At 71.4% G+C, this 23,769-nt stretch carries 21 protein-coding genes; 13 read left to right on the forward strand and 8 right to left on the reverse strand.

Going from position 1 to position 23,769, the window contains the following annotated elements; genetic code table 11:
• On the reverse strand, nt 1-2,793 hold a 2,793-nt coding region (gene scy / locus ABZZ79_RS05195; RefSeq protein WP_356686612.1), incomplete at its 3' end, for a polarized growth protein Scy.
• A gap of 210 nt (nt 2,794-3,003) precedes the next feature.
• Nucleotides 3,004-3,444 carry a methylmalonyl-CoA epimerase gene (mce, locus tag ABZZ79_RS05200; protein ID WP_356686614.1) on the reverse strand — a complete coding sequence of 147 codons (441 nt, stop codon included), beginning with the start codon at nt 3,442-3,444 and terminating at the stop codon, nt 3,004-3,006.
• A gap of 146 nt (nt 3,445-3,590) precedes the next feature.
• Here mce and ABZZ79_RS05205 point away from each other — a divergent pair, with 146 nt between their 5' ends.
• Together ABZZ79_RS05205 and meaB are read left to right on the forward strand one after the other, a co-directional pair.
• Complete coding sequence (locus ABZZ79_RS05205) at nt 3,591-4,793, forward strand: acetyl-CoA C-acetyltransferase (RefSeq protein WP_356686616.1); 1,203 nt, start codon at nt 3,591-3,593, stop codon at nt 4,791-4,793.
• 162 nt (nt 4,794-4,955) lie between these two features.
• Nucleotides 4,956-5,912 carry a methylmalonyl Co-A mutase-associated GTPase MeaB gene (gene meaB, locus ABZZ79_RS05210; RefSeq protein WP_356686617.1) on the forward strand — a complete coding sequence of 319 codons (957 nt, stop codon included), beginning with the start codon at nt 4,956-4,958 and terminating at the stop codon, nt 5,910-5,912.
• 255 nt (nt 5,913-6,167) lie between these two features.
• On the opposite strand, the gene ABZZ79_RS05215 is transcribed toward meaB, so the two are convergent.
• From ABZZ79_RS05215 to ABZZ79_RS05230, 4 genes are all read right to left on the reverse strand, one after another.
• Nucleotides 6,168-6,644, reverse strand: a complete 477-nt coding sequence (locus tag ABZZ79_RS05215) for a MarR family transcriptional regulator (protein ID WP_356686619.1) — start codon at nt 6,642-6,644, stop codon at nt 6,168-6,170.
• A gap of 92 nt (nt 6,645-6,736) precedes the next feature.
• Nucleotides 6,737-7,477 (reverse strand): AIM24 family protein, encoded by a 741-nt coding sequence (locus ABZZ79_RS05220; protein ID WP_356686682.1) that lies wholly within the window; start codon nt 7,475-7,477, stop codon nt 6,737-6,739.
• A 38-nt stretch (nt 7,478-7,515) separates the two neighbouring features.
• Nucleotides 7,516-8,166 carry an AIM24 family protein gene (locus tag ABZZ79_RS05225; RefSeq protein WP_356686621.1) on the reverse strand — a complete coding sequence of 217 codons (651 nt, stop codon included), beginning with the start codon at nt 8,164-8,166 and terminating at the stop codon, nt 7,516-7,518.
• Complete coding sequence (locus tag ABZZ79_RS05230) at nt 8,166-8,798, reverse strand: AIM24 family protein (RefSeq protein WP_356686684.1); 633 nt, start codon at nt 8,796-8,798, stop codon at nt 8,166-8,168. Before ABZZ79_RS05230 ends, ABZZ79_RS05225 begins: the two co-directional genes overlap by 1 nt.
• Before the next feature lie 199 nt (nt 8,799-8,997).
• Between ABZZ79_RS05230 and ABZZ79_RS05235 the strand changes: the two genes are divergently transcribed.
• The 4 genes from ABZZ79_RS05235 to ABZZ79_RS05250 all read left to right on the forward strand — a co-directional run bounded on the left by ABZZ79_RS05235 (nt 8,998) and on the right by ABZZ79_RS05250 (nt 13,936).
• Nucleotides 8,998-9,342: a DUF3817 domain-containing protein gene (locus tag ABZZ79_RS05235; protein WP_356686623.1), complete on the forward strand. Its 345-nt coding sequence runs from the start codon at nt 8,998-9,000 to the stop codon at nt 9,340-9,342.
• Nucleotides 9,339-9,632 carry an MTH1187 family thiamine-binding protein gene (locus tag ABZZ79_RS05240; protein WP_356686625.1) on the forward strand — a complete coding sequence of 98 codons (294 nt, stop codon included), beginning with the start codon at nt 9,339-9,341 and terminating at the stop codon, nt 9,630-9,632. Before ABZZ79_RS05235 ends, ABZZ79_RS05240 begins: the two co-directional genes overlap by 4 nt.
• Before the next feature lie 533 nt (nt 9,633-10,165).
• Nucleotides 10,166-11,977, forward strand: coding sequence for a cellulose synthase catalytic subunit (locus ABZZ79_RS05245; protein WP_356686627.1), 1,812 nt, complete (start codon nt 10,166-10,168; stop codon nt 11,975-11,977).
• A 3-nt stretch (nt 11,978-11,980) separates the two neighbouring features.
• Nucleotides 11,981-13,936 carry a kelch motif-containing protein gene (locus ABZZ79_RS05250; protein WP_356686629.1) on the forward strand — a complete coding sequence of 652 codons (1,956 nt, stop codon included), beginning with the start codon at nt 11,981-11,983 and terminating at the stop codon, nt 13,934-13,936.
• 9 nt (nt 13,937-13,945) lie between these two features.
• Here ABZZ79_RS05250 and ABZZ79_RS05255 read toward each other — a convergent pair whose 3' ends face one another.
• A complete protein-coding gene (locus ABZZ79_RS05255) occupies nt 13,946-14,953 on the reverse strand; it encodes a glycoside hydrolase family 6 protein (RefSeq protein ID WP_356686631.1) in 1,008 nt (335 codons plus the stop codon).
• A gap of 218 nt (nt 14,954-15,171) precedes the next feature.
• On the opposite strand from ABZZ79_RS05255, the gene ABZZ79_RS05260 reads away from it, so the two are divergent.
• The 3 genes from ABZZ79_RS05260 (at nt 15,172) to ABZZ79_RS05270 (ending at nt 17,863) form a co-directional block, all read left to right on the forward strand.
• On the forward strand, nt 15,172-15,681 hold the full coding sequence (locus tag ABZZ79_RS05260; RefSeq protein ID WP_356686633.1) for a MarR family transcriptional regulator: 510 nt from the start codon (nt 15,172-15,174) through the stop codon (nt 15,679-15,681).
• Nucleotides 15,682-15,756: 75 nt separating this feature from the next.
• The gene (locus tag ABZZ79_RS05265) at nt 15,757-16,089 is read left to right on the forward strand and encodes a DUF3817 domain-containing protein (protein WP_356686635.1); all 333 of its coding nucleotides are present in this window, start codon (nt 15,757-15,759) and stop codon (nt 16,087-16,089) included.
• Between the two features lie 73 nt (nt 16,090-16,162).
• Nucleotides 16,163-17,863 (forward strand): methylmalonyl-CoA mutase family protein, encoded by a 1,701-nt coding sequence (locus ABZZ79_RS05270; protein WP_356686637.1) that lies wholly within the window; start codon nt 16,163-16,165, stop codon nt 17,861-17,863.
• A gap of 566 nt (nt 17,864-18,429) precedes the next feature.
• Here the strand turns inward: ABZZ79_RS05270 and ABZZ79_RS05275 are convergent.
• Complete coding sequence (locus ABZZ79_RS05275; RefSeq protein ID WP_356686639.1) at nt 18,430-19,059, reverse strand: TetR/AcrR family transcriptional regulator; 630 nt, start codon at nt 19,057-19,059, stop codon at nt 18,430-18,432.
• A gap of 261 nt (nt 19,060-19,320) precedes the next feature.
• Here ABZZ79_RS05275 and ABZZ79_RS05280 point away from each other — a divergent pair, with 261 nt between their 5' ends.
• The 4 genes from ABZZ79_RS05280 to ABZZ79_RS05295 all read left to right on the forward strand — a co-directional run bounded on the left by ABZZ79_RS05280 (nt 19,321) and on the right by ABZZ79_RS05295 (nt 23,685).
• On the forward strand, nt 19,321-20,292 hold the full coding sequence (locus ABZZ79_RS05280; RefSeq protein WP_356686641.1) for a tetratricopeptide repeat protein: 972 nt from the start codon (nt 19,321-19,323) through the stop codon (nt 20,290-20,292).
• A gap of 645 nt (nt 20,293-20,937) precedes the next feature.
• Nucleotides 20,938-21,573, forward strand: a complete 636-nt coding sequence (locus ABZZ79_RS05285) for a DUF6230 family protein (protein WP_356686643.1) — start codon at nt 20,938-20,940, stop codon at nt 21,571-21,573.
• A 191-nt stretch (nt 21,574-21,764) separates the two neighbouring features.
• Nucleotides 21,765-22,385 carry a DUF6114 domain-containing protein gene (locus tag ABZZ79_RS05290; RefSeq protein WP_356686645.1) on the forward strand — a complete coding sequence of 207 codons (621 nt, stop codon included), beginning with the start codon at nt 21,765-21,767 and terminating at the stop codon, nt 22,383-22,385.
• Nucleotides 22,375-23,685 (forward strand): hypothetical protein, encoded by a 1,311-nt coding sequence (locus ABZZ79_RS05295; protein ID WP_356686647.1) that lies wholly within the window; start codon nt 22,375-22,377, stop codon nt 23,683-23,685. Before ABZZ79_RS05290 ends, ABZZ79_RS05295 begins: the two co-directional genes overlap by 11 nt.
• Nucleotides 23,686-23,769: the final 84 nt, after the last annotated feature.

Raw genomic sequence — 23,769 nt, forward strand, 5'->3', positions numbered from 1 at the left:
GGTGAGCCGCTCCGCCTCGCTCCGGGCCTCGGTGATGAGGGTGTCCGCCTGCGTCGCCGCGTCCGACCGGATGCGGTTGGCGTCCTCGCGGGCGTCCGCCCGGGTGCGCGCCGCGTCCTGGTCGGCCTGCGCGATGGTGTCCGACGCCTCGGTGCGCACCCGCTGGGCGTGCTCGGAGGCGTCCGCGCGCAGCCGCTCGGACTCGGCCATCGCCTCCGCCATCGTCCGCGCGGCGAGCGCCTTCGCGGCCTCCGCCTCCTCGGACGCCTCGCGGCGCACCCGGTTGGCGTCCTCGCCGGCCCGCTCCCGCTCGGCGTAGGCGTCGGAGCGGACCCGGTCCGCCTCCTCCTCGGCCTCCCGGCGGGTACGGTCCGCCGCGTGCTCGGCGGCCGAGCGCAGCCCGGAGATCTCCTCCTGCGCCTGCTCGTGCAGGCCCGCAACCGACTCCCGCACCTGCTGGGCGTGCTGCTCGGCGGCCGACACCAGCTCCGTCGCGCGCCGGTCGGCCTCCTCGACCAGGCGGGTCGCCTCGGCCTGCGCCTCCTCCACACGGTTGCGCGCGCTCGCCAGCAGCTCCTCGCTCTGCTCGCGGGCCCGCTCGCGCTCCTGGTCGGCCTCCTGCCGGGCCGAACCCAGCAGCTCCTCGGCCTCGCGGCGGCGCCGGGCGGCCTCCTCCTGCGCGGCGGCCAGCGTCTCCGACGCCTCGGTGCCGAGGCGCTCGGCGGCGGCCTGCGCCTCCGCGCGCATCCGGTCGGCGCTGTCCTGCGCCTCCTGCCGCAGCCGCTCCGCCTCGGTCGCGGCCTCCGTGCGCAGCCGTACGGCAACGGACTCGCCCTCGGCGCGGGAGGCCGACGCGTCGGCGGCGGCCTCGTCGCGCAGCCGCTCCGCCTCGGTCTCCGCCTGCTGCTGGAGCGCACGGATGCGTTCGGCGGCCTCGGCGCGCAGCCTGTCGGTCTCCTCGGCGGCCTCGCGGCGGATGCGCTCGGCCTCCTCCCGGGCCTCGCTCAGCGCCTGTTCGGCGGACACCAGACGCTGCTCGGCCTCGGTGTGCTGCCGGGTCAGCTCCTCGACGGCCGCCGCCTGCCGGGCCGCGAGTGCCCGCTCGGTCTCCTCGCGCAGCTCCTGCGCGGACCGCTCGGCGTCCGCGCGGATGCCGTCGGCCTGCTCCACGATCTCCTCGCGGTGGCGCTCGGCCTCCGCGCGGGTGCGCTCCAGGGTCTCCTCGGCCTGCCGGCGCAGGCTCGTCGCGCGCTCGATCGCCTCGGTGCGGACCTTCTCGCTGTCCGTCGTCGCGGTGCGGCGCAGCTCGTCGGCGTCGGCCTTCGCCTTCGCCAGCAGTTCCTCGGCGGACCGCGCCGCCTCCTCGATCTGCGCGACCGCCTCACGGCGGGCCTCCGCGCGGATCCTCTCGCCCTCGCCGACGGCCTCCGAGCGCAGGTTCTCGGCCTCGCCGCGCAGACGGCGCGCCTCTTCCTGGAGCTCGACCGTCTTGGCGCGGTACTCCTCGGTGTCGTCCTTCGCCGCGCCCTTGAGCTGTTCGGCGATGCCGTGCGCCTCGGCGCGCAGCCGGTCCGCCTCCGCCTCGGCCTCACGGCGGATGCGCTCGGCCTCCTCGGCGGCGGCCCGGGTGGTCTGCTTGGCCTCCTCCGCGGCCTTGTTCAGCACGTCCTCGGCGGTCTTGGCCGCCTTCGACAGCTGGGTCGCGCTCTCCTCGGCGGTGATCGTGCGGGCCTTCTCGGAGGCCTCCGCGACGATCTTCTCGGCCTCCGCGCGGGCGTCGGCGAGCTGCTGCTCGGCCTCCTCCTTGGTGGTCTCGGCCTCCTTGGTGGCCTCGCTGACCAGCCGGGCGACCTGCTCCTTCGCCGTGCGGGTGCGGGTCTCGTTGGCGGCCTCGGCGCCGGCCAGCGCCTTGGCGGCGGCGTCCTTGGCCTCGGTGACCAGCTTCTCGGCCTCGGTCTGCGCCTTGCGCAGCGCGTCCTCGGCCTCGCTCATGCGCTGCTCGGCGGCACGGCTGAGCTCGGCGGACTGCCGGCGGGCCGCGTCGGACTCGGTCGCCGTCGACGAACGCAGCTGCTCGGCGTGGTCGGTGGCCTCCTGGGCCTGGGTGGAGGCCGCGTTCAGCAGCCGCTCGGCGTCCGCGCGGGCCCGGCGCAGGATCTGATCGGCCTCCGCGCGCCCCGCCTCGGCCTCGGCCTGGAGCCGCCGGCCGGCCTCGCCGGTCAGCCGCTCGGCCTCCGCCCGGGCGGCCGCGAGGGCCTGCTCGGCCTCCGCCCGGGACTCCTCCAGCAGCCGCCGGGCCTGCGACTCGGTGCGGGCGCGCAGTTGCTCGGCCCACGCCACGTTCTCGTTGACGTGCGACTCGACCGTCTGGCGGCGCTCGGCCAGTTCCTGGTCGAGCCGCTGGCGCCGGGTCACCGCCTCCTGGTGCAGCTCGGCCTGGAGCCGGGCAGCCTGCTCGGCGTGCTCCTGGAGGATCCGCTGGGTCTGCGCCCGCGCCTGGCTCAGCTCGCGCTCGGCGTCCGAGCGGATCTGGTCGGCCTGCACCTGCGCGTTGCGCAGCAACTGCTCGGCCTGATAGCCGATGTCGGCGCTGTCGTAGGCGGGCCTGGTCATCAGGGTGCGGCGCGCCTCGTGCAGCTTGGCGCGCAGCACCTCGACCTGGTAGCCGAGGTCCTCGGCGTGCTGGATCGCCTTTTCCCGCTCGGTCTTCAGCCGCTTCATCTCGGCCTCGAACCGAGAGAGGTGGTCGACGTCAGCCGCCGGCTCTCGCTCCTGGCCCTCGTAGCCCCGCACTGCGCGGTCCCATCCGTCCCCTGGTCGCAAGTCTCTCCAAACGAGCTCCGTCCATCCGCCGAACGGGGCCCCCGGGGAATGGTGTCAGATCAACGAACCGAGCATGGGCTGCTGCCCGGCGCTCGTCCCCCGAAACCCGGACCCCGGCGTGTGCGGACGCCCGGGAGCCGGGCGACCGCACCCAACCCTACCGGCCCATATGTACGGGGGTCAGTGCTCAGGTGACTCAACGCCCGCCGAAGTGACCAGTTCCGTGAGAACTCCGTGGCAGTCCTTGGGGTGCAGGAAGGTGATCCGGGACCCCATGGAGCCGCGCCGGGGCTCGTCGTAGAGCACGCGCACGCCCTTGCCGCGGATGTCGGCGGCGTCCGCGTCCACGTCCGCCGTGCCGAAGGCGATGTGGTGGACTCCCTCGCCGTTCTTCGCGAGCCACTTTGCGACTGTGGAGTCCTCGCGGGTGGGCTCCAGCAGCTGAAGGTACGAGGCGCCGCCGTCGGACGTATCGTTGATCTTGAGCATGGCCTCGCGCACGCCCTGCTCCTCGTTGACCTCGGAGTGGAAGACCTCGAAGCCGTACGTGGACCGGTAGAACTCGACGGTCTTGTCGAGGTCGAAACAGGCGATTCCGATGTGGTCGATTCGCGTCAGCATGGACTCAGTGCAGCGCTCCGGAGGTGGTTACGCAACGTGCGCGCGATCACACCGACGGCCCGATGACGGGTGGAGTACCGCTCAGTACATTCGAGTAAACCCTCGTTCACTCCTCAGCTTGTGCAGCTGAAAGGGGATCGCACCTCATGTCTGGAACGAACAGCGCCACCTCCGTCATCGTGGCCGGCGCTCGTACTCCGATGGGCCGGCTCCTCGGCTCTCTGAAGACCTTCTCCGGAGCCGATCTGGGCGGCTTCGCCATCAAGGCAGCCCTGGACCGCGCGGGCATCGGCGGCGACCAGGTGCAGTACGTGATCATGGGCCAGGTGCTCCAGGCCGGGGCCGGGCAGATCCCGGCCCGCCAGGCCGCGGTCAAGGGCGGCATCCCGATGAACGTCCCGGCCCTCACCATCAACAAGGTGTGCCTGTCCGGCCTCGACGCCATCGCGCTGGCCGACCAGCTCATCCGCGCGGGTGAGTTCGACATCGTGGTCGCGGGTGGCCAGGAGTCCATGACCAACGCCCCCCACCTGCTGCCGAAGTCCCGCGACGGCTTCAAGTACGGCGCCGTCGAGATGCTCGACGCCATGGCCTACGACGGCCTGACCGACCCGTGGGAGAACATCCCGATGGGCGAGTCCACCGAGAAGCACAACACCCGCCTGGGCATCGGCCGCGCCGCCCAGGACGAGATCGCCGCCCTGTCGCACCAGCGGGCCGCCGCCGCGCAGAAGAACGGCATCTTCGAGGCCGAGATCACCCCGATCGAGATCCCGCAGCGCAGGGGCGAGCCGGTCGTCTTCAGCAAGGACGAGGGCATCCGCGCCGACACCACCGCGGAGTCGCTCGGCAAGCTGCGCCCGGCCTTCACCAAGGACGGCACCATCACCGCCGGCACCTCCTCGCAGATCTCCGACGGCGCCGCCGCCGTGGTCGTGATGAGCAAGGCCAAGGCGCAGGAGCTGGGCCTGGACTGGATCGCCGAGATCGGCGCCCACGGCAACGTGGCCGGCCCGGACAACTCTTTGCAGTCGCAGCCGTCGAACGCGATCCTGCACGCTCTGAAGAAGGAGGGCCTGGAGGCGTCCGAGCTCGACCTGATCGAGATCAACGAGGCGTTCGCCGCCGTCGCCGTGCAGTCAATGAAGGACCTCGGCGTGTCCACGGAAAAGGTGAACGTCAACGGCGGTGCCATCGCCCTCGGCCACCCCATCGGCATGTCCGGCGCCCGGCTGGTGCTGCACCTGGCGCTGGAGCTGAAGCGGCGTGGCGGCGGTGTCGGTGCGGCGGCGCTGTGCGGCGGCGGCGGCCAGGGCGACGCGCTGATCGTGCGGGTGCCCAAGGCCTGACCGGCCGCGCCTTCACCGGCCGCGCCGTCCCCGGCCGCGCCTTCACCGGCCGCGCCTTCACCGGCCGCGCCTTCACCGGCCGCGCCGTCCCCGGCCGCGCCTTCACAGGCCGCGCTTTCTCCGGCTGGCGCCGAACCTGACTCGACGAGAACGGGAGCTGTGATGCAGGACGTCTCCACGCTGGTTTCCCAGGCCAGGGAGGGCCGGCCGCGGGCCGTGGCGCGGCTGATCTCCCTGGTGGAGGGGGCGTCTCCGCAGCTCAGGGAGGTCATGGCGGCCCTGGCTCCGCTGGCCGGCAACGCCTACGTCGTGGGCCTGACCGGGTCCCCGGGTGTCGGCAAGTCCACGACGACCTCGGCCCTGGTGACGGCGTACCGCAGGCAGGGCAAGCGGGTCGGCGTCCTGGCCGTCGACCCGTCCTCGCCGTTCTCCGGCGGGGCCCTGCTCGGCGATCGGGTGCGGATGTCCGACCACGCCTCCGACCCCGGCGTCTACATCCGCTCCATGGCGACCCGCGGCCACCTCGGCGGGCTCGCCTGGGCGGCGCCGCAGGCGATCCGGGTGCTGGACGCGGCGGGCTGCGACGTCGTTCTCGTGGAGACGGTCGGTGTGGGCCAGTCGGAGGTGGAGATCGCCTCCCAGGCCGACACCAGCGTGGTGCTGCTGGCCCCGGGCATGGGCGACGGCATCCAGGCCGCCAAGGCGGGCATCCTGGAGATCGGCGACGTGTACGTGGTCAACAAGGCCGACCGGGACGGCGCCGACGCCACGGCCCGCGAGCTCAACCACATGCTCGGGCTCGGCGAGTCCCGGGCTCCGGGCGACTGGCGCCCCCCGATCGTGAAGACGGTCGCCGCCCGCGGCGAGGGCGTGGACGAGGTGGTCGAGGCCCTGGAGAAGCACCGGGCGTGGATGGAGGAGCACGGCGTGCTCACCGAGCGCCGTCTCGCCCGCGCCTCCCACGAGGTCGAGACGATCGCGGTCACCGCCCTTCGCGAACGCATCGGAGACCTGCACGGCGACCGCCGGCTGAGCAGCCTGGCGGAGCGGATCGTCGCGGGGGAGTTGGACGCGTACCGCGCGGCGGACGAACTGGTGACGGGCCTGACCCAGGGCTGACGCCGAAGGCACCGCCGCCGCACCGGCCGCCGACGGGGCCGGTGCATCCGGATCCGCCGAGGGCCCCTGACACATCGCGCGTCAGGGGCCCTCGGCATGCCCGGCGTCAGGGCCCGGTCACCCGGCCGCCGCCGAGGCCCGCGCCGTCCCGCAGTCCGCCCGTGACGGGCGTCGCGTATACGCAGATGCGAAGCCCCCCGGGCGGTGTCCTGGTCGGACGCCGCCCGGCGCGTACGGGGCCTCGAAGCGGCTGCCTCAGGGGCGGCCGCGCTGGCCGCGCAGGTGCTCCGCGATGGGCTTCAGCGAGGTGTCGAGCTCGCCGAGCGCCTCGGGGGAGAGCAGGTCGATGAAGTGCCTGCGCACCGAGGAGACATGGTGCGGGGCGACCCGCTGCATGGTCTCCATGCCGTGCTCGGTGAGCACCGCGTACAGCCCGCGGCGGTCGGACTCGCAGTTCTCCCGGCGCACCAGATCGGCGTTCTCCATGCGGGTGATCTGGTGCGAGAGGCGGCTCTTGGACTGGAGGGTGGCGGAGGCGAGGTCGCTCATCCGCATCCGCAGGTCCTCCGATTCGGAGAGGTTCACCAGGATCTCGTAGTCGTTCATCGTCAGGCCGAAAGGCTGCAGGTCCTTTTCGAGCTGGTATGTCAACAGCCTGTTGACCTCCAGGTGGGTGCGCCAGGCGCACTGCTCCGCATCGGTCAGCCAGCGCGTGGCCGCTTCGGTCTCCATGAATGAAGTCTACCTAAGAAGTTGAAAGGCGTACTATCGGCGGTGGTGTGACGGCGTGCACGCGTTCGATGTCACACTCCGCAGACTACCGCTCACAGCCCGAAGCGACGCTGGAGGTCTCCCAGCTGTCCGGGAAGGCGCGGTACACCTTGGCCACCGGGCGTCCCGCCGCCCGGCACGCCCGCCTGACGCGGAACGGCCCCGGTCGCCTGCTCGGCCATCAAGGCCTCGGACGACTGCAGCAGCACCGCGCCGGCCCCGACGAACTCGAACTGATGCTCCTCCCCAGAGGCTCCGCCGAGGCCCGTCAGTGCACGTAGACCGCCCACCACACCGGTCATGTAGCCATGGTCGTAGTGATGGCACGGTGACGGGCAGTCGGCCCAGCCGACGAGCGCCTGCGGATCCACCCGGATCGGGGGCTCCATGAACACCACCGGACCGTTAGATGCGGCCACGAACCTGCCGGTTCCGATCAGCGTCAGAAAACCCGGCACGATGGATTGCTTCAGCGCGAGAGTTGGCTGAAAAGCGAGCAGATTGCCCGAGCGAATGGTCAGGTTGCCGTCGTCAAGGTCGTACGAATTGACATCGAAGGCCCGGTCGGCGAGCAGCATCTTGCCCGAGCCCTCCGCCACGACCCAGTCCGACGCGTGCAGAGGCGAATGGAACGACGTACGGACAAGTCGGTCCAAACGCCCGTGCCCGATGCCGTTGAACTCGATCGACCCGTAGTAGGCGATCATCTTCCCCTTCTGCATGAACCACTGGGAGCCCTTGAGCTCCACGCAGAAGGTGTACTTGTCGACGTTGTCGTCGGTGGGCAGGGTCATCGGGTCGTACACGACGGGACCCGCGCCGGGACGGCCGGTCACAGCTTCTCCTCCGAGGCCTGGACGTACACCGTGCCGCTGCCGCTGAGCTCCAGCTGGAACGCCTCACCGGAGCCGCGGCCCACCATGTCGCGCCAGCCCAGTGCCGTCGACAGCTTGTTGCGTACGTCGCCGCGGTGGGCGACGTAGGCCTGCGGGTCGACGTGCACGGGCCGCTGCGGGGTGATCGGCACCTCGAACACCCCGCCGTGGGCCATGACCGCGACGGCCCCGTGCCCTCTCAACGAGGTGGTGAACAGCCCCTGCCCGCTCACCTGCCCCCGCACCATGCCCATCACCCCGCCCTGCGCGCCGAGGAACACCGTCGACTGCTCCAGGGTGCCCTCGAAGGCGAGCAGCCGGTCCGCCTCGACGTGCAGGGTGTCCCCGGCCAGCCGGATGATCTGCACATGGTGACCGCCGTGCCCGAAGAACACGGTGCCGCTGCCCTCGACGGTCATCAGCGGAGTGTCCTCGTTGGCCACCCGGCGCCCGATCATCGACATGATCCCGCCCTGGCCGCCGGCCGTGTTCGGGGTGAAGGAGACATCCCCCTTGTACGCCAGCATCGCGCCGCGCTGACTGAACAGCCGCTGCCCCGGCACGACGGTGGCTTCCACCATCTTGGAGTTGATCTCGCGGAACGTCATCACACGTCCCCCGCGATCGTGTTGCGCTCGCTGGGCTGTACGTACACCAGGCCGTCCCCCTCGAACCGGATCTGGAACGCCTCGCCGCCGCCCTCGCCGAGGAGCGTGCGGAAGGTCACACCCGACTGGAAGGACTGCCGCAGATTCCCCTGGTGCGCGACATACGCGCCCGGGTCGACGCTCAGCGGGTACTGCGGGCTGACCCGCAGCACCACGGCCGGCCCGTCGGAGGTGACGGCGGCCTGTCCGTGCCCCTCCACGGTCGTGGTGAACAGCCCGTTGCCCTGGGAGGCCCCGCGCAGACCGGTGAAGGTCGTGCCGGTCCGCAGACCCGCGTCGGTGGCCAGCAGATTGCTGCTCTCCACGAACAGCTTGTCCCCCTGGAGGCTGACGAGATTGATCTCGGAAGCCCGGTCGGCGAACCAGCAGGTCCCCTGCCCACTCACCTCCATCACCGTCATCTGCTCGCCGGTGAGCCGCCGGGTCACCATCCCGCGCAGCCCTTCCCCTCCACCACTCAGCTTCTTGAAGGCCATCTGCCCGTCGTACGCGACCATCGAGCCGTTCTTCGCCTTCACGGCGTCTCCGGTCATGTCGACGGCGAGGACCTTGCTTCCCTGAAGTCGGAACATCGCCACGCAGGGAAGGTAGCCCGAGGCCGGGCATCCCGGACAGAGCCCTGGGTCGGAGACCTACCCTGACCGGACCCCGAGCAGGGCCGGCGGCCCCACGGCCCCCCGACGTCGGGTCCGCCACCGCGTTTGCCACAATGGCAGCGCGTTTGTGCACTCGTTCACAAACTGTCGATGACTCTCCCACCGAAGGTGACCCGTGGACATCAAGACCGCCTCCGCCCTGCGCCGGCTCCGCCTGGTCTCGACCCCCGAGGCCGTGTCCTTCCTGCTGCTGCTCGTGTGCTCGGTGCTCAAGCGCACGACGGACTTCAACGCGGTACCGGTCATGGGCGCCGTCCACGGAGTCCTCTTCATCCTCTACGTGATCTTCTGGGCGGACGCATGGAACCGCGCGAAGTGGCCCTTCCAGACGGCCGCCCTCTACGCCGTCCTCTCCGTCCTGCCCACCGGCGGCTTCTTCGCCGACCGCAGGCTGCGGCGTGAGTCCGAGGACGCGCTGATCGCCTCCCGCGCCCGCAAGGAAGGGGTCGTCAGCGCATGATCGTCGCCTTCTCCGTGACGCCGCTCGGTGTCGGTGAGGACGTGGGGGAGTACGTCGCCGACGCGGTCCGGGTCGTACGGGAGTCGGGGCTGCCCAACCGGACGGACGCGATGTTCACGTCCGTGGAGGGGGAGTGGGAGGAGGTCATGGACGTCGTCCGGCGAGCCGTGGCCGCGGTCGAGGCGCGGGCCCCTCGGGTGTCCCTCGTCCTCAAGGCGGACATCCGCCCCGGAGTGACGAACGCCCTCACGACCAAGGTCGACACGGTCGAGCGCTACCTGGCGCAGTAGCGGTGTGTCCTGGCCGCCTCGGCGTCGCGGAAGCAGCCTGGGCGTTGCGCAGCTCGGCGCCGACGAGGTGCCGCCGCGCCCACCCGTGCCGCCCTTGGCGGCACGCATGCCCGCGGCTGGGGGCGTCGCGCATGTCCGCGGCGGCGGAAAGTCGCGTACGGCGGGGAGGGGACGTGTCGGGGGGTGTCCGCCCGCAGCGGCCGCCGCCGACCCCCCTCTCCCCCGTAGGAGGCCAGATCGGCGGACCGAGGACGGATACCCCCCGGCGCGGCCCCGCACCACCCGCCGACGGATCGCGCCGCACGCCGGCCCCGCACCAGCCCCCGTGCGGTCCCGCCACCAGCCCCCGGCGCGGCCCCGCACCACCCGCCGACGGATCGCGCCCCGCGCGGCCCCGCACCAAGCCCCACGCGGGCGAGTCGCAGGCACCCACCTGGACGCGTCCCGTTCGACATGCCCCGCAATCTCCATTTTCGTGTGAGTAGTTGAGCGGTTCGATCAAATCGACCGCTCCTCACCGACGGGAGAGCGCCGTGCGACCGGAGGGCTACGACTACGACACCCACAGCCGCCTGGCCGGACCTCTGACGGAGACCGGCCGGGGCACCGCCTACCAGGTGCGGTACACCTCTCTCCTCTCCCGCGAGCCCCACCGAATACGAGCCGTCGCCCTGATGAGCCTCGCCCCGCTCGTCACCGGCATCCTCCTCATCTACCTCGTCTGGCCCACCCACTGGGTCGAACGCGAGGGCGGCGAACCATGGATGATCCGGCTCGACGTCGTGATGCTGATAGCCATCGCGCTCATCGAGCTGTTCATGGTCGTCAACGTGGCCTCCGTCGCGCACGCGACCCTCGTCGCCCGCGACCCCGTCCCCGTCGTCCCCGAGGACGGCACCCGCGTCGCCTTCCTCACCACGTACGTCCCCGGCAAGGAACCCCTCGCCATGGTCCGCGCCACCCTGGAGGCCGCGCTCCGGGTCACCCACACCGGCCCCCTGGACGTCTGGCTGCTCGACGAGGGCGACGACGACCGGGCCAGGGCGCTCTGCGCGGAACTCGGCGTACGCCACTTCACCCGCCACGGCGTCCCGGAATGGAACCGCGGCAGCGGCGCCCACAAGGCCCGCACCAAGCACGGCAACTACAACGCCTGGCTCGCCCGGCACGGCCGCGCCTACGAGTTCTTCGCCTCCGTGGACACCGACCACGTCCCGCTCCCCGAGTTCCTGGAGCGGATGATGGGCTACTTCCGCGACCCGGACGTCGCCTTCGTCGTAGGCCCCCAGGTCTACGGCAACTACCACAACCCCGTCACCAAGGCCGCCGAGTCCCAGCAGTTCCTCTTCCACGCGCTGATCCAGCGCGCCGGCAACCGCTACCGCTCCCCGATGTTCGTCGGCACCAACAACGTCGTCCGCGTCGCCGCCCTGCTCCAGATCGGCGGTCTCCAGGACAGCGTCACCGAGGACATGGCGACCGGCTTCGAACTGCACCGCCACCGCAACCCCGGGACCCGCAACCACTGGCGCTCGGTCTACACCCCGGACGTGCTCGCCGTCGGCGAGGGCCCGGCCTCCTGGACGGACTTCTTCACCCAGCAGATGCGCTGGTCGAGAGGTTCCTACGAGACCCTGTTCAAGCAGTACTGGAAGGCACCGCTCACGATGCCGCCCGGCCGGCTGTTCTCGTACACGCTCATGCTCGTGTACTACCCGATGACCGCGGTCAACTGGTTCCTCGGCATCCTCAGCTGCGTGCTGTTCCTCTGGTTCGGAGCGTCCGGCACCCAGGTCGCCGCCTCGGTCTGGCTGATGCTCTACAGCGACGCCGCCGCGCTCCAGATCGGCCTCTACCTCTGGAACCGCCGGCACAACGTCTCCCCGCACGAGCCGCAGGGCTCCGGCGGCCTGGCGGGCATGGCGATGTCCGCGCTGTCGGCGCCGATCTACCTCAAGTCGCTCGGCGAGGCCCTGGTACGCCGCCCGAGCCGGTTCGTGGTCACCCCCAAGGGCGGCGACGCCAGCGCGGACCGCCTGCTGACGTTCCGTATCCATCTGGCGTGGGCGGCGGTCCTCGCCGTCTCCCTGGCCGCCTCGGTCGCGCTCGGCCACACCCACGCGGCGATGCGCACCTGGGCGGTCCTGGCGACGGTGATCTCCCTGGCCCCCGTGGCCGTATGGCTGTCGACCCGGACGGCGGAGCGCGGGCGGCGGCAGACAGGTACCCGTATCCGTACCCGTACCCGTACGACGACCACCCTCCTCCCCGAGGACACGGAACCCGCGCTGGCCGGCGGCGGCGCCCCCGACCCGGTGCCCGGTACGACGACAGGAGGCCACTAGGTCATGGCCTACCGACCTTCGCAGAGGACCAGGAAGACCGTGCTGGGCATCGGCGGCATAGCGATCCTGGCGGGTCTGAACGCCCCGGCCGCGCTGGACTTCGCGGGCGAGAAGTACCACGCGTACAAGATCGCCCAGCCGGGGTACAAGGCGCGCTACGGCTCCTGGAGCCAGGTCTCCATCCCCGAGCGGTACCGCACGAACGCCATCCACGCGGCCCTGCTGCACACCGGCAAGGTGCTGATCGTCGCGGGCTCGGGCAACGAGCAACGCAAGTTCGACAAGGGCGACTTCGACACCGTCCTGTGGGACCCGAAGGCCGGCACCTTCCAGAAGATCCCCACCCCGGACGACTTCTTCTGCTCGGGCCACGCGCAGCTTCCCGACGGTCGGCTGCTGGTCGCGGGCGGCACGGCCCGCTACGAGCTGCTCGACGGCGAGGTGGACCGCGCGGGCGGCGGCATGCGGGTGAAGAACGAGAACCCCGACAAGGCGGTGCACCTCAGGAAGGGCACCCGCTTCCGCTCCCCGGCCGGCGTCGAGTACGTCACCCGGTTCGACGTCACCGTGCCCGAGGCCCAGCGCAGCTTCGACATCACGTACGACGCGCGCGGTGTGATGCAGCCCTGGAGGACGAAGGTCACGGCCGGTGAGGCGCGCGTGTTCGTGGAGGCCGTCGACAAGGGCCCGCGGTCCGTCACAGAGCACCAGGCGCAGTACGCGATCGTCGGCCTGGCCGGCGAGGACGCCGACAACACCTACGGACTGTCCGAGAAGATCACCCTCGAGAAGCAGGACTTCCAGGGCATCCGCGCGGCCTATGAGTTCGACCCGGTCGCCGAGCGGTACCTGCCCGTAGGCCCGATGGACAAGGCCCGCTGGTACCCGACCCTGGTCGGACTCGACGACGGCCGTGTCCTCGCGGTCTCGGGCCTGAACGACGTGGGCGCGATCGACCCCGGCGACAACGAGATCTACGACCCGAGGACCAGGTCCTGGACGCCGGGACCCACGCGGTACTTCCCGACGTACCCGGCGCTGTTCCTCACCCAGGGCGGCAAGCTATTCTACTCCGCCTCCAACGCCGGCTACGGCCCCGCGGACAAGGGCCGCGAGGCGGGGATCTGGGACCTGAGGACCAACACCTTCACCAAGGTCCCCGGCCTGCGCGACGCCGACGAGACCGAGACCTCCGCCTCGCTGCTGCTGCCGCCGGCGCAGGACCAGAAGGTGATGGTCCTGGGCGGCGGAGGCGTCGGCGAGTCGGAGAAGTCGACCCCGCGCACGGCGGTCGTCGACCTCAAGAAGGACAACCCGGTCTTCGAGGACGGCCCCGACCTGCCGCGGGGCACGCGCTATCTGAACAGCGTGATCATGCCGGACGACACCGTGTTCACCTCGGGCGGCTCCGAGGACTACCGCGGCCGCGGCGCCAGCAACATCCTCAAGGCGCAGTTCTACGACCCGAAGGCCAACGCCTTCCGCGCCGCCGCGGACCCCACGGTCGGGCGCAACTACCACTCCGAGGCGCTGCTCCTGCCCGACGGCCGGGTCGCCACCTTCGGCTCGGACCCGCTCTTCGACGACCGGCAGAACACCAAGCTGGGTCACTTCGAGCAGCGGATGGAGATCTTCACCCCGCCCGCGCTGCACCGCAACGCCGCCGCCCGGCCCGAACTCGCTGGCGGTCCGCAGCAGTTGGATGCCGGCCGTATGGTCACCTTCCGCACCGCCCACCCCGAGCGGATCGCCGAGGCCCGGCTGATGCGCCCGAGCGCGGTCACCCACACCACGGACGTCGAACAGCGCTCGATCGAGCTGGGCATGACCAAGTCGGGCGACGCGGTGACCTTCACGGTGCCGGACGATCCCGCGCTGGTGCCGCCCGGCTGGTACATGCTGTTCGTGACCGACGCCGAGGGCACCCCGTCCGAGGCCAAGTGGCTCCAGGTCGGCTGAAGTGCCGCCCTATGAAGCGGAGTTGCGCGCCAGTGCCAGCGCGTACTCCGGCCACCACCGTCCGGCGGCCGGCCCGCCCTCGCAGGTGCCGTCGGACTCGCCGGGCCGCTTGACCCACAGATACGCGTCCAGCGAGGGCTCGCCGGTGTCGGTGGTGGGCGGCGTGCCCAGGGCCCGGCCGGACGGGTTGCACCAGACGTCGGCCAGCGGGCCGTTGCCGTTGCGGCTGGTGTCGACGACGAAGTGCTTGCCGCCCAGCTCCCGGGAGAGCCGGAGCCCGTACGCCTTCGTGATGTCGTTCGTCTGGAAGTTGGAGACGTTGAGCGCGAAGCCGTCGGCGGCGTCGACGCCGGCCCGCCTCAGCGGTTCGACCAGGTTCGCGGGCTCCTGGATCCAGGACGGGTTGCCCGCGTCCAGGTACACCCGGGTGCCGGGCTGCCGCTTGAGCCGGGCGACGGCCTCGGCGAGCAGCCCCTCGCGCTCGGCGCGGTACTCGCCGGGCGTGCAGCCGTCCACGACATGGGCGACCGCGTCCGGCTCCAGGACCACCAGGGCCTCGGCGTCGCCGAGGGCGTCGGCGAAGCTCCCGATCCAGGCCCGGTAGGCGTCCGCGTCCACGGCCCCGCCCGCCGAGTGCTGACCGCAGTCCCGGTGGGGGATGTTGTACGCGACGAGGACCGCGCTCTGTCCGGCGCCGCGGGCCGCCGCGGCGGCCGCCCGCACGACCGGGGCCGGGTCGGTCTCCCCGGCCGGCCACAGCGCGGCGGGCCGGTCGGCGATGCGCCGCAGCACCTCGGCGTCCCCGGCGCGGCCCTCCCGCCGCCACCGCTCGGCCTGCCGGGCGGCCAGGCTGTCCGGGTCGACCCAGAAGGGCGAGACGGGCGCGGATCCCCCCTTGCGGGAGGCGGCCCCGGCGACGGAGGCCTGGTCGAGGCCGGGCGCGGGGGAACAGCCCGCGGCGAGGACGAGGACGGCGAGGGCGGCCAGGGCCGTGAGCGTGGAGGTCGGCCGGGACATGCTGCTCCCTGGGCGGAGGTGACGTGCCGTCACCCATGGTGACATAAAGGGAACATATGCCATGGAAGGGGCAACTTCACCGATTCCGTATGGCTCAGTCACACCCGGACGCCGGTGTCGTGCCCGGCGGCACCCGCCTGTGGCCGGGGTCGCGCGCACCCGACCGAAGAGCGAGACGGAGCTGACCGCATAATGACCGGCCGGTAAGGTCTGGTGCCGTGCCGAAGCCGCTCAGTCTCCCCTTCGACCCCATCGCGCGTGCCGACGAGCTCTGGCAGCAGCGCTGGGGTGGCGTGCCGTCCATGGCCGCGATCACCTCGATCATGCGGGCCCACCAGATCCTGCTCGCCGAGGTCGACGCCGTGGTCAAGCCGTACGGGCTGACGTTCGCGCGCTACGAGGCGCTCGTGCTGCTCACCTTCTCCAAGGCCGGCGAGCTGCCGATGTCCAAGATCGGTGAACGGCTCATGGTGCATCCCACGTCCGTGACGAACACGGTCGACCGGCTGGTGCGGTCCGGCCTGGTCGACAAGCGCCCCAACCCCAACGACGGCCGCGGCACCCTCGCCTCGATCACCGACAAGGGCCGCGAGGTGGTCGACGCCGCCACCCGCGACCTGATGTCCATGGACTTCGGCCTCGGGGTGTACGACGCGGAGGAGTGCGGCGAGATCTTCGCGATGCTGAGACCGCTGCGGATCTCGGCGGGGGACTTCGACGAGGAGTAGGGGCTGTGCGCGGCCCGCTCGGGCCGTCCCCACCCGCGCGAAGATCGCCCGGAACGTGCGGTTACGCTCGACGTCATGAAATCCAGCGTGCTGACCCGCTACCGCGTCATGGCGTATGTGACCGCCGTCATGCTGCTCCTTCTCTGTGCCTGCATGGTGGCCAAGTACGGCTTCGAGGCCGGCGAGGACGTGACCTTCGCGGTCTCCCAGGTCCACGGTGTGCTCTACATCATCTACCTGATCTTCGCCTTCGACCTGGGCTCCAAGGCGAAGTGGCCGTTCGGCAAGCTGCTGTGGGTGCTGCTGTCCGGGACGATCCCGTTCGCCGCCTTCTTCGTCGAGCGCAAGATCGCCGAAGAGACGCTTCCGCTGGTCAGCGGCGCGCAGGCCGCTCCGGCCAAGGCGTAACCGAGACCGCCGTGAGGGGTTCACGGCGGTTTCCTGTCGACGCTTACTAGGACGTCCTAGTAAATTTGGAGACATGGACGCTGACGCCATCGAGGAGGGCCGCCGACGCTGGCAGGCCCGGTACGATGCCGCGCGCAAGCGCGAGGCTGACTTCACCACGCTTTCCGGAGACCCCGTGGAGCCGGTGTACGGGCCGCGGCCGGGAGACACATACGAGGGCTTCGACCGGATCGGCTGGCCGGGGGAGTACCCCTTCACCCGCGGTCTGCATCCCACCGGCTACCGCGGGCGCGCCTGGACCATCCGGCAGTTCGCCGGGTTCGGCAACGCCGAGCAGACCAACGAGCGCTACAGGATGATCCTCGGCCACGGCGGTGGCGGGCTCTCCGTCGCCTTCGACATGCCGACGCTCATGGGCCGCGACTCCGACGACCCCCGCTCGCTGGGCGAGGTCGGCCACTGCGGTGTGGCCGTCGACTCCGCCGCCGACATGGAGATCCTGTTCAAGGACATCCCGCTGGGCGACGTCACCACCTCCATGACGATCAGCGGCCCCGCCGTCCCCGTCTTCTGCATGTACCTGGTGGCGGCGGAGCGCCAGGGCGTGGACCCGTCCGTCCTCAACGGCACCCTCCAGACGGACATCTTCAAGGAGTACATCGCCCAGAAGGAGTGGCTCTTCCAGCCCGAGCCCCACCTTCGTCTCATCGGCGACCTCATGGAGCACTGCGCCGAGCGCATCCCCGCCTACAAGCCGCTGTCCGTCTCCGGCTACCACATCCGCGAGGCCGGGGCCACGGCCGCGCAGGAACTGGCCTACACGCTCGCCGACGGATTCGGCTACGTCGAGCTGGGGCTCAGCCGCGGCCTGGACGTCGACGTCTTCGCGCCGGGTCTCTCCTTCTTCTTCGACGCGCACGTCGACTTCTTCGAGGAGATCGCCAAGTTCCGTGCCGCGCGCCGCATCTGGGCCCGCTGGATGCGGGACGTGTACGGCGCCCGGTCCGCCAAGTCCCAGTGGCTGCGCTTCCACACGCAGACCGCGGGCGTCTCCCTCACCGCCCAGCAGCCGTACAACAACGTGGTCCGTACGGCGGTGGAGGCCCTGGCCGCGGTCCTCGGCGGCACCAACTCCCTGCACACCAACGCCCTCGACGAGACCCTCGCCCTGCCGAGCGAGCAGGCGGCGGAGATCGCCCTGCGCACCCAGCAGGTCCTCATGGAGGAGACCGGCGTCGCCAACGTCGCCGACCCGCTGGGCGGTTCGTGGTACGTCGAGCAGCTCACGGACCGCATCGAGGCCGACGCCGAGAAGATCTTCGACCGGATCAAGGAGCGGGGCCTGCGCGCCCACCCCGACGGGCGGCACCCCATCGGTCCCGTCACCTCCGGCATCCTGCGCGGCATCGAGGACGGCTGGTTCACCGGCGAGATCGCCGAGTCCGCGTTCCGCTACCAGCAGTCCCTGGAGAAGGGCGAGAAGCGGGTCGTCGGCGTCAACGTCAACACCGGTTCGGTGACCGGCGACCTGGAGATCCTCCGCGTCAGCCACGAGGTCGAGCGCGAGCAGGTGCGGGTGCTGCGCGACCGTCGCGCGGGCCGTGACGAGGCCGCGGTACGGGCGGCCCTGGACGCGATGCTGACCTCCGCCCGGGACGGCTCCAACATGATCGAGCCCATGCTCGGCGCGGTCCGCGCGGAGGCGACCCTGGGCGAGATCTGCGGGCTGCTCCGCGACGAGTGGGGCGTCTACACGGAGCCCCCCGGCTTCTGACCCGGCGGTTGCCGACGAGCCAGGGCGGCCGCGCGCGTCAACGCGGCGCGAGCGACACGCCCTCAAGGGGCGCGGGGAACTGCGCGACCAGCCAGATGCAACCCGCACCCGCCGACGAGCCCCGACCCACGCCCACCCGTCCCGCCCCAGGCGGCCCGCCTGCCCGCGGCTGGGCCGGAAGCGCGGCGCCTCAACAGGCCGTGTGCGGTCAACGCGGCGCTAGCGACACGCCCTCAAGGGGCGCGGGGAACTGCGCGATCAGCCACGTGCAGCCCGCACTCGGCGCGACGAGCCCCGACCCACACCCACCCGTCCCGCCCCAGGCGGCCCGCATGCCCGAGGCTCAGCCAGAACGCGGCGCGAGCGACACGCCCTCAAGGGGCGCGGGGAACTGCGCGATCAGCCAGGTGCAACCCGCACCCGCCGACGAGCCCCGACCCACACCCACCCGTCGCGCCGCAGGCGGCCCGCATGCCCGAGGCTCAGCCAGAACGCGGCGCGAGCGACACGCCCTCAAGGGGCGCGGGGAACTGCGCGATCAGCCAGTCACCAGGCGGCGGCGAGCCTCAAGACGCCGACGCCTGCTCCGCCCCCGCCAACCCCAGCACCAGCACCCGCGTAAAACCCCGCACCCACTCCTCGTCCGCCGGCTCCGCACTCACCAGCGTGCGATGCACCACCGCCCCGGCGACCATGTCGAAAATGAGGTCGGCCGTGCGGGAGGCCTCCTCCGCGTCGACCTCCGCGGCCAACTCCCCCCGCGCCTGAGCCCGCTCCCGCCCCTCGGTCACCAGACACTTCTGCCGCTCGACGATGGACGCCCGGATCCGCTCGCGCAGAGCGTCGTCCCGCGTGGACTCGGCGACCACCGCCATCAGCCCGCTCTTGGCCTCCGGTCGAGCCAGGATCGCGGCGAACTGGAGGACCACACCCTCGATGTCCGCCGCGAGAGACCCCCGGTCCGGCAGCCGCAGTTCGTCGAAGAGCTCGGCGACCGCGTCGCACACCAGCTCGTTCTTGCCCGCCCAGCGGCGGTAGAGCGTCGTCTTCGCAACCCCCGCCCGCATCGCCACGTCTCCCAGGGTGAGCTTGGACCAGCCCAGCTCCACCAGGGCCGCACGGGTGGCGGCCAGGATCGCCGTGTCCGCGGCGGCGCTGCGGGGACGGCCTCGGACGGCTGGGATGCGGCTCTGCATGCCATGACCATAAACCGCCGTTCACCACACCGCGCCGCCCGCGGCAGTGAGGCAGATCACCGAGAACACGGCCCCTGAGAAGCGCCTGCGGCATTACGCTACGACCCGTAGCGAAAGCTGACGGCGACCCGTGCTGGACGTGCACGGGGCGACCACCGTACGGCGCGGGTGGGGACCCGGCGCCCTGGGCGGAGGCGCGGGCCGGAGCGGGCTTTCGCGACGCTTTTTCACTGACGCGCGGGTACGGGGGAGGATAGACGCATGCAGCCACGGAACATGTCCATGAGCGGCGTCGTCGACCTCGCAGCGGTCAAGGCGGCCCAAGAGGCCAAGGCCAAGGCGGAGCAGGCGCGCGCCGAAACGGCCCGGCAGGGTGGAGGCGGGGCCGTGTCCCCGGCCGACCTTGTCATCGACGTCGATGAGGCGGGCTTCGAAGCAGAGGTCCTCCAACGCTCCGCCGAGGTCCCGGTCGTCATCGACTTCTGGGCCGAGTGGTGTCAGCCCTGCAAGCAGCTGAGCCCGGTCCTTGAGCGCCTCGCGATCGAGTACAACGGGCGCTTCCTGCTCGCGAAGATCGACGTCGACGCCAACCAGATGCTGATGCAGCAGTTCGGGATCCAGGGGATCCCGGCCGTCTTCGCGGTCGTCGCGGGGCAGGCACTGCCGCTCTTCCAGGGGGCCGCCGACGAGGCCCAGATCCGCCAGACCCTCGACCAGTTGGTGCAGGTCGCCGAGCAGCGCTTCGGTCTGACCGGCCTCGTCGTCGACCCGGACGCCGAGCCGGGCGGCGCCCCGCCCGCCGAGGTGCCGATCGGCCCCTACGACGCTCTGCTCAACGCGGCCGCGCAGGCGCTGGACGCGGGCGACCTGGGCGGCGCGGTGCAGGCGTACAAGAACGTGCTGGCCGACGACCCGGCCCACCCGGAGGCGAAGCTCGGCCTGTCGCAGGCCGAGCTGCTCCAGCGGGTGCAGCATCTCGACCCGCAGCAGGTGCGCCGGGACGCCGCCGAGAAGCCGGCCGACGCACAGGCGCAGATCGCGGCCGCCGACCTGGACCTCGTCGGCGGACATGTGGAGGACGCCTTCGGGCGGCTCATCGACGCGGTCCGGCGCACTGTGGGTGACGACCGGGACACCGTGCGGCTGCGGCTGCTGGAGCTGTTCGAGATCGTCGGCGCGGAGGACCCGCGGGTCGCCGCGGCGCGCAGGGCGCTCGCACGCGCCTTGTTCTAAAGGGATTTACCGGGCTGGAACGGACGGTTGCCCGGGCTCGCGGCGCTGATGCCGCAGTGACGGGAGCCGCCATCGAGGCCGAAAGGCGGCCGCGCTTTACCAAATCTTGGTAATCGCGGCCGCTGTTACTGCGAGTAAGTCCGAGGCGTTCGTCTGTCTGGTTCCGTCCAGCAATCAACAGTTCTGTCCCGCCCCCATCTGACACCCTCCGTCGTCGACCGAGATCAGCGGGTCGTTGTTCGGTTATCCGGCCGTTACTAGCGAGTAACGAACCCCCTTGTGCCGACGGCGAGAATGCACCACGATCGGCGACGCTCGGTCCCTTCCCCACCCCCGACAGCCGGTCGGGCCGCGGGAGTTCCTGGGTCCCCACCGAGCAGAGCCGGCGGCAGTGGAGCCGGCTCTTGGGCAGGGGGGTCTTCGCCGGACGGCGAAGCCTGTCCAGCAAGGTTGTGCGTGATCGTGTCAGGCGCGACCAGTGGTTGTCGCTCGGGGGTGATCGCCGGTGATTCAGGCGCAGTTCGCGCCGCTGAGCGCGGGCGCTCTCCTTACCGAGGACGTAGCACTTCTCCCATCCCTGCCCGGCTGAGCCGCCGTCAAAGGGGCAGTCAGGGCCGGAGATGTACGTCCGAGAAGGAGGAAATCATGGGTTCCAAGCCTCGTGGCGGGACCAGATGGAAGCGGTTCGCTGTGGTCATGGTGCCCAGCGTCGCCGCGGCCGCAGCGGTCGGTGTGGGTCTGGCGCAGGGTGCGCTGGCCGCGTCGTTCGCCGTCTCCGGCCAGAGCTTCAAGGTGCGTGCCGGTCACCTGGAGGGTGACGGCTTCGCCCAGTACGGCGGTGTCGATGAGGGTTACACCGACATCTCCGGTTCCAAGACCACCAAGCGGCCGGTCGCGATCTCGACGTTCAAGCACGCCGAGATCAACGACATGTGCCAGTCGCTGAAGACGGACATCCCGCTCCTGGGCACCGTCTACATGCGCCTGGACGCGGGCCGGAACGGCAAGGTCGTCGAGGCGGACAACCTCTACCTCGACATCTCCCAGCTCGACGCCGACGCCACGTTCAAGGGCATCGACATCGGTGTGGCCGTCAAGGACCAGAACAAGGGTCCGGCCGTCACGGACAAGGGTGTGCTGCCGGGCGGCTTCGCCCAGCAGGCCGACAAGGCGATCCTCGACGACGCCAAGCAGGTCGCCTGGGCCACCACCGCCGGCACGTTCAAGCTGAGCGGTCTGAGCCTGCGGCTCGGCACCGACTCCAAGATGGAGTGCTTCTGAGCCTCCGTCGCGCGGGTACCCCCGGGTACTTGAGCTGACCGCCGGGCGGGGAGGCACACGCCTCCCCGCCCGGACCGGACCATCCGCCCGCTGCGCCCGCACCGGGCACCGCTTAACGCGCGCCGACCTCGATCTCTCCCCGCCGGTACAGCCGGTACGTACTTCCCCCGGATCCAGGGAGCTGTTTTTCCATGAGTGCCGAGACTCCGGTCCAGAGCGTCGGGGCCTTCACCCGGACGCGTCTGCGGTTCCGCGCCTGGCGGGGCGACCGGCCTTTCTGGGCGGGTCTGTTCACACTGCTCGGCGGTGTACCGATCGCCTACTTCCCGTACGCCACCCTCAAGCTCGGCCACATCTCCATCGCCATGGCGACGACGGCCGGCGCGGGCTCCCTGATCATCGGTGTCCTTCTGGTCACCCTCGGTCTCACCATGTGGTTCCAGCACGCGACCCGCATCTTCGCCGGTGTCGCCTCGATCGTGCTGGCCCTGGTGTCGCTGGTGGTGTCCAACATCGGCGGCTTCGTGATCGGCTTCCTGCTCGCCCTGATCGGCGGCGCGCTCGCCGTCTCGTGGGTGCCCGGCGACGAGGCCGACGACACCGCCGCCAAGAAGGCGAAGAAGGAGGCCGCCTTCGCGGCCGCACCGGCCACCGCGCCGCTGCCTCAGGCGGTTGCCGACCTCGGCCCGGCCGATGGGCCGCAGGCCGGACCGGAGACCGCCGAGAACGGTACGGGCGGCGTGCCCGCCCCGCGGGAGCACAGCGAGGACGTCGTGCCCGACAACGACAACGGGAGGCACCGTGCCGGCTGAGCCGCTGGGCCCGGAGGACTACGCGGCCGAGCCGTCCGTCCGCACCGGACCTCGCCATGCGGCCCCCAAGAAGCCGCTCCTGACCCGACTGCACATGCCCACCGGACGGGCCATCGCGCTGGCCGCGATGCCGACCGCCGTTCTGATGGGCGTCGGCCTGAGCCCGCTCGCCCAGGCCGACGCCCAGGACCCCAAGCGCCTGTCGGCCGAGGAGTACCAGGCCTGCGTCGAGGCCCTGGAGGTCACCCAGGACGGCGCGGAGAAGACCGCCGAGCCGTCCGCGACGCCGACCGCCACCCCGTCGCAGACCGCCACCGGCGGCACCGGCGGATCGACCGACACCGGCTCCGGTGACACGGACAGCGGCACCCCGTCACCCACGGCCACCCCCGAGGCGCCCACCACCGCCCCGCAGGAGCCGGCCGGCTCCACGGACACGGACACCGAGCCCCAGTCCACCGAGCCGTCGGCGACGCCCACCGCGCCGGCCACCGAGAACAGCAACCCGCTCGACCCGCTGGGCATCGGGCAGACGCTCGAAGACCTCATCACCGGCGGCGACACGGCGGAGGCCACCCCGGCCGCCACGCCCACGCCCTCGGAGACCCCCAAGGCGGCGGCCACGGAGACCCCCGCCCCGGCCGAGTCCGCCGAGGACACGGCCGAGGACGCGGGCGAGACCGTCGGCGACGCCGTCGAGGACGTCGAGGACGTCAAGAACGCCGCCGAGGACACCGCCGAGGAGGCCACCGACGCCCCCACCGAGGTGCCCTCGGCGACCGCCACCGCCTCGCCCAGCCCGTCCGCCTCCGAGAGCGTCGACCCCGAGGACTGCCCGGCCGCCACCGATGCCGAGGGCGCGTACGCGAACGTCCCCGCGCTCCCGGACCGCCCCTGGCGCCTGGAAGCCAGCTCCCTGCTCCTGAAGGGCGCCGACTACCAGGGCATCGTCGAGGTGCGCACCGCGAGCGGCAAGGTCAAGCAGGTGCTGAAGTACGTCATCAGCGACGGCACCGACATCGGTGACCTGCACCAGCTCGTCCAGGACGAGGACGGCGGCAAGACCTACCACGTCCAGGCCGCCAAGGGGTCGACGTCGACCATCCGCAACGGCGACACGACCATGTACACGGAGTCGATCTCGGGCAAGCTGTTCGGCCTGATACCCGTGACGTTCAGCCCGGACAACCCGCCGCCGCTGAACATCCCGCTGATCTACTTCACCGACGTCGAGGTCATCCAGGCCGGCCAGTTCGGCGGCGACCTGCATGTCCCCGGGCTGCACCAGTTCATCGACTGAGCGGACCGGCCGGCCCCGTAAGCCGCTCCGGGAGCCGCACGACACCGAGGGCGCCCCTTCCGCTGGGGAAGGGGCGCCCTCGGT

It is taken from the genome of Streptomyces sp. NPDC006458 (assembly GCF_040612135.1).
In the GTDB taxonomy this organism is placed as follows: Bacteria; Actinomycetota; Actinomycetes; order Streptomycetales; family Streptomycetaceae; genus Streptomyces.

Bases quoted from the DNA above. Each gene is read 5' to 3' on its own strand.
- ABZZ79_RS05250 (WP_356686629.1), top strand. From the start codon at position 11,981: ATGGCCTACCGACCTTCGCAGAGGACCAGGAAGACCGTGCTGGGCATC.
- ABZZ79_RS05290 (WP_356686645.1), top strand. From the start codon at position 21,765: ATGAGTGCCGAGACTCCGGTCCAGAGCGTCGGGGCCTTCACCCGGACG.
- ABZZ79_RS05270 (WP_356686637.1), top strand. From the start codon at position 16,163: ATGGACGCTGACGCCATCGAGGAGGGCCGCCGACGCTGGCAGGCCCGG.
- ABZZ79_RS05255 (WP_356686631.1), bottom strand. From the start codon at position 14,953: ATGTCCCGGCCGACCTCCACGCTCACGGCCCTGGCCGCCCTCGCCGTC.
- meaB (WP_356686617.1), top strand. From the start codon at position 4,956: ATGCAGGACGTCTCCACGCTGGTTTCCCAGGCCAGGGAGGGCCGGCCG.
- ABZZ79_RS05215 (WP_356686619.1), bottom strand. From the start codon at position 6,644: ATGGAGACCGAAGCGGCCACGCGCTGGCTGACCGATGCGGAGCAGTGC.
- ABZZ79_RS05280 (WP_356686641.1), top strand. From the start codon at position 19,321: ATGCAGCCACGGAACATGTCCATGAGCGGCGTCGTCGACCTCGCAGCG.
- ABZZ79_RS05230 (WP_356686684.1), bottom strand. From the start codon at position 8,798: ATGTTCCGACTTCAGGGAAGCAAGGTCCTCGCCGTCGACATGACCGGA.
- ABZZ79_RS05220 (WP_356686682.1), bottom strand. From the start codon at position 7,477: ATGACCCTGCCCACCGACGACAACGTCGACAAGTACACCTTCTGCGTG.
- mce (WP_356686614.1), bottom strand. From the start codon at position 3,444: ATGCTGACGCGAATCGACCACATCGGAATCGCCTGTTTCGACCTCGAC.
- ABZZ79_RS05240 (WP_356686625.1), top strand. From the start codon at position 9,339: ATGATCGTCGCCTTCTCCGTGACGCCGCTCGGTGTCGGTGAGGACGTG.
- ABZZ79_RS05275 (WP_356686639.1), bottom strand. From the start codon at position 19,059: ATGCAGAGCCGCATCCCAGCCGTCCGAGGCCGTCCCCGCAGCGCCGCC.
- ABZZ79_RS05225 (WP_356686621.1), bottom strand. From the start codon at position 8,166: ATGACGTTCCGCGAGATCAACTCCAAGATGGTGGAAGCCACCGTCGTG.
- ABZZ79_RS05265 (WP_356686635.1), top strand. From the start codon at position 15,757: ATGAAATCCAGCGTGCTGACCCGCTACCGCGTCATGGCGTATGTGACC.
- ABZZ79_RS05285 (WP_356686643.1), top strand. From the start codon at position 20,938: ATGGGTTCCAAGCCTCGTGGCGGGACCAGATGGAAGCGGTTCGCTGTG.
- ABZZ79_RS05205 (WP_356686616.1), top strand. From the start codon at position 3,591: ATGTCTGGAACGAACAGCGCCACCTCCGTCATCGTGGCCGGCGCTCGT.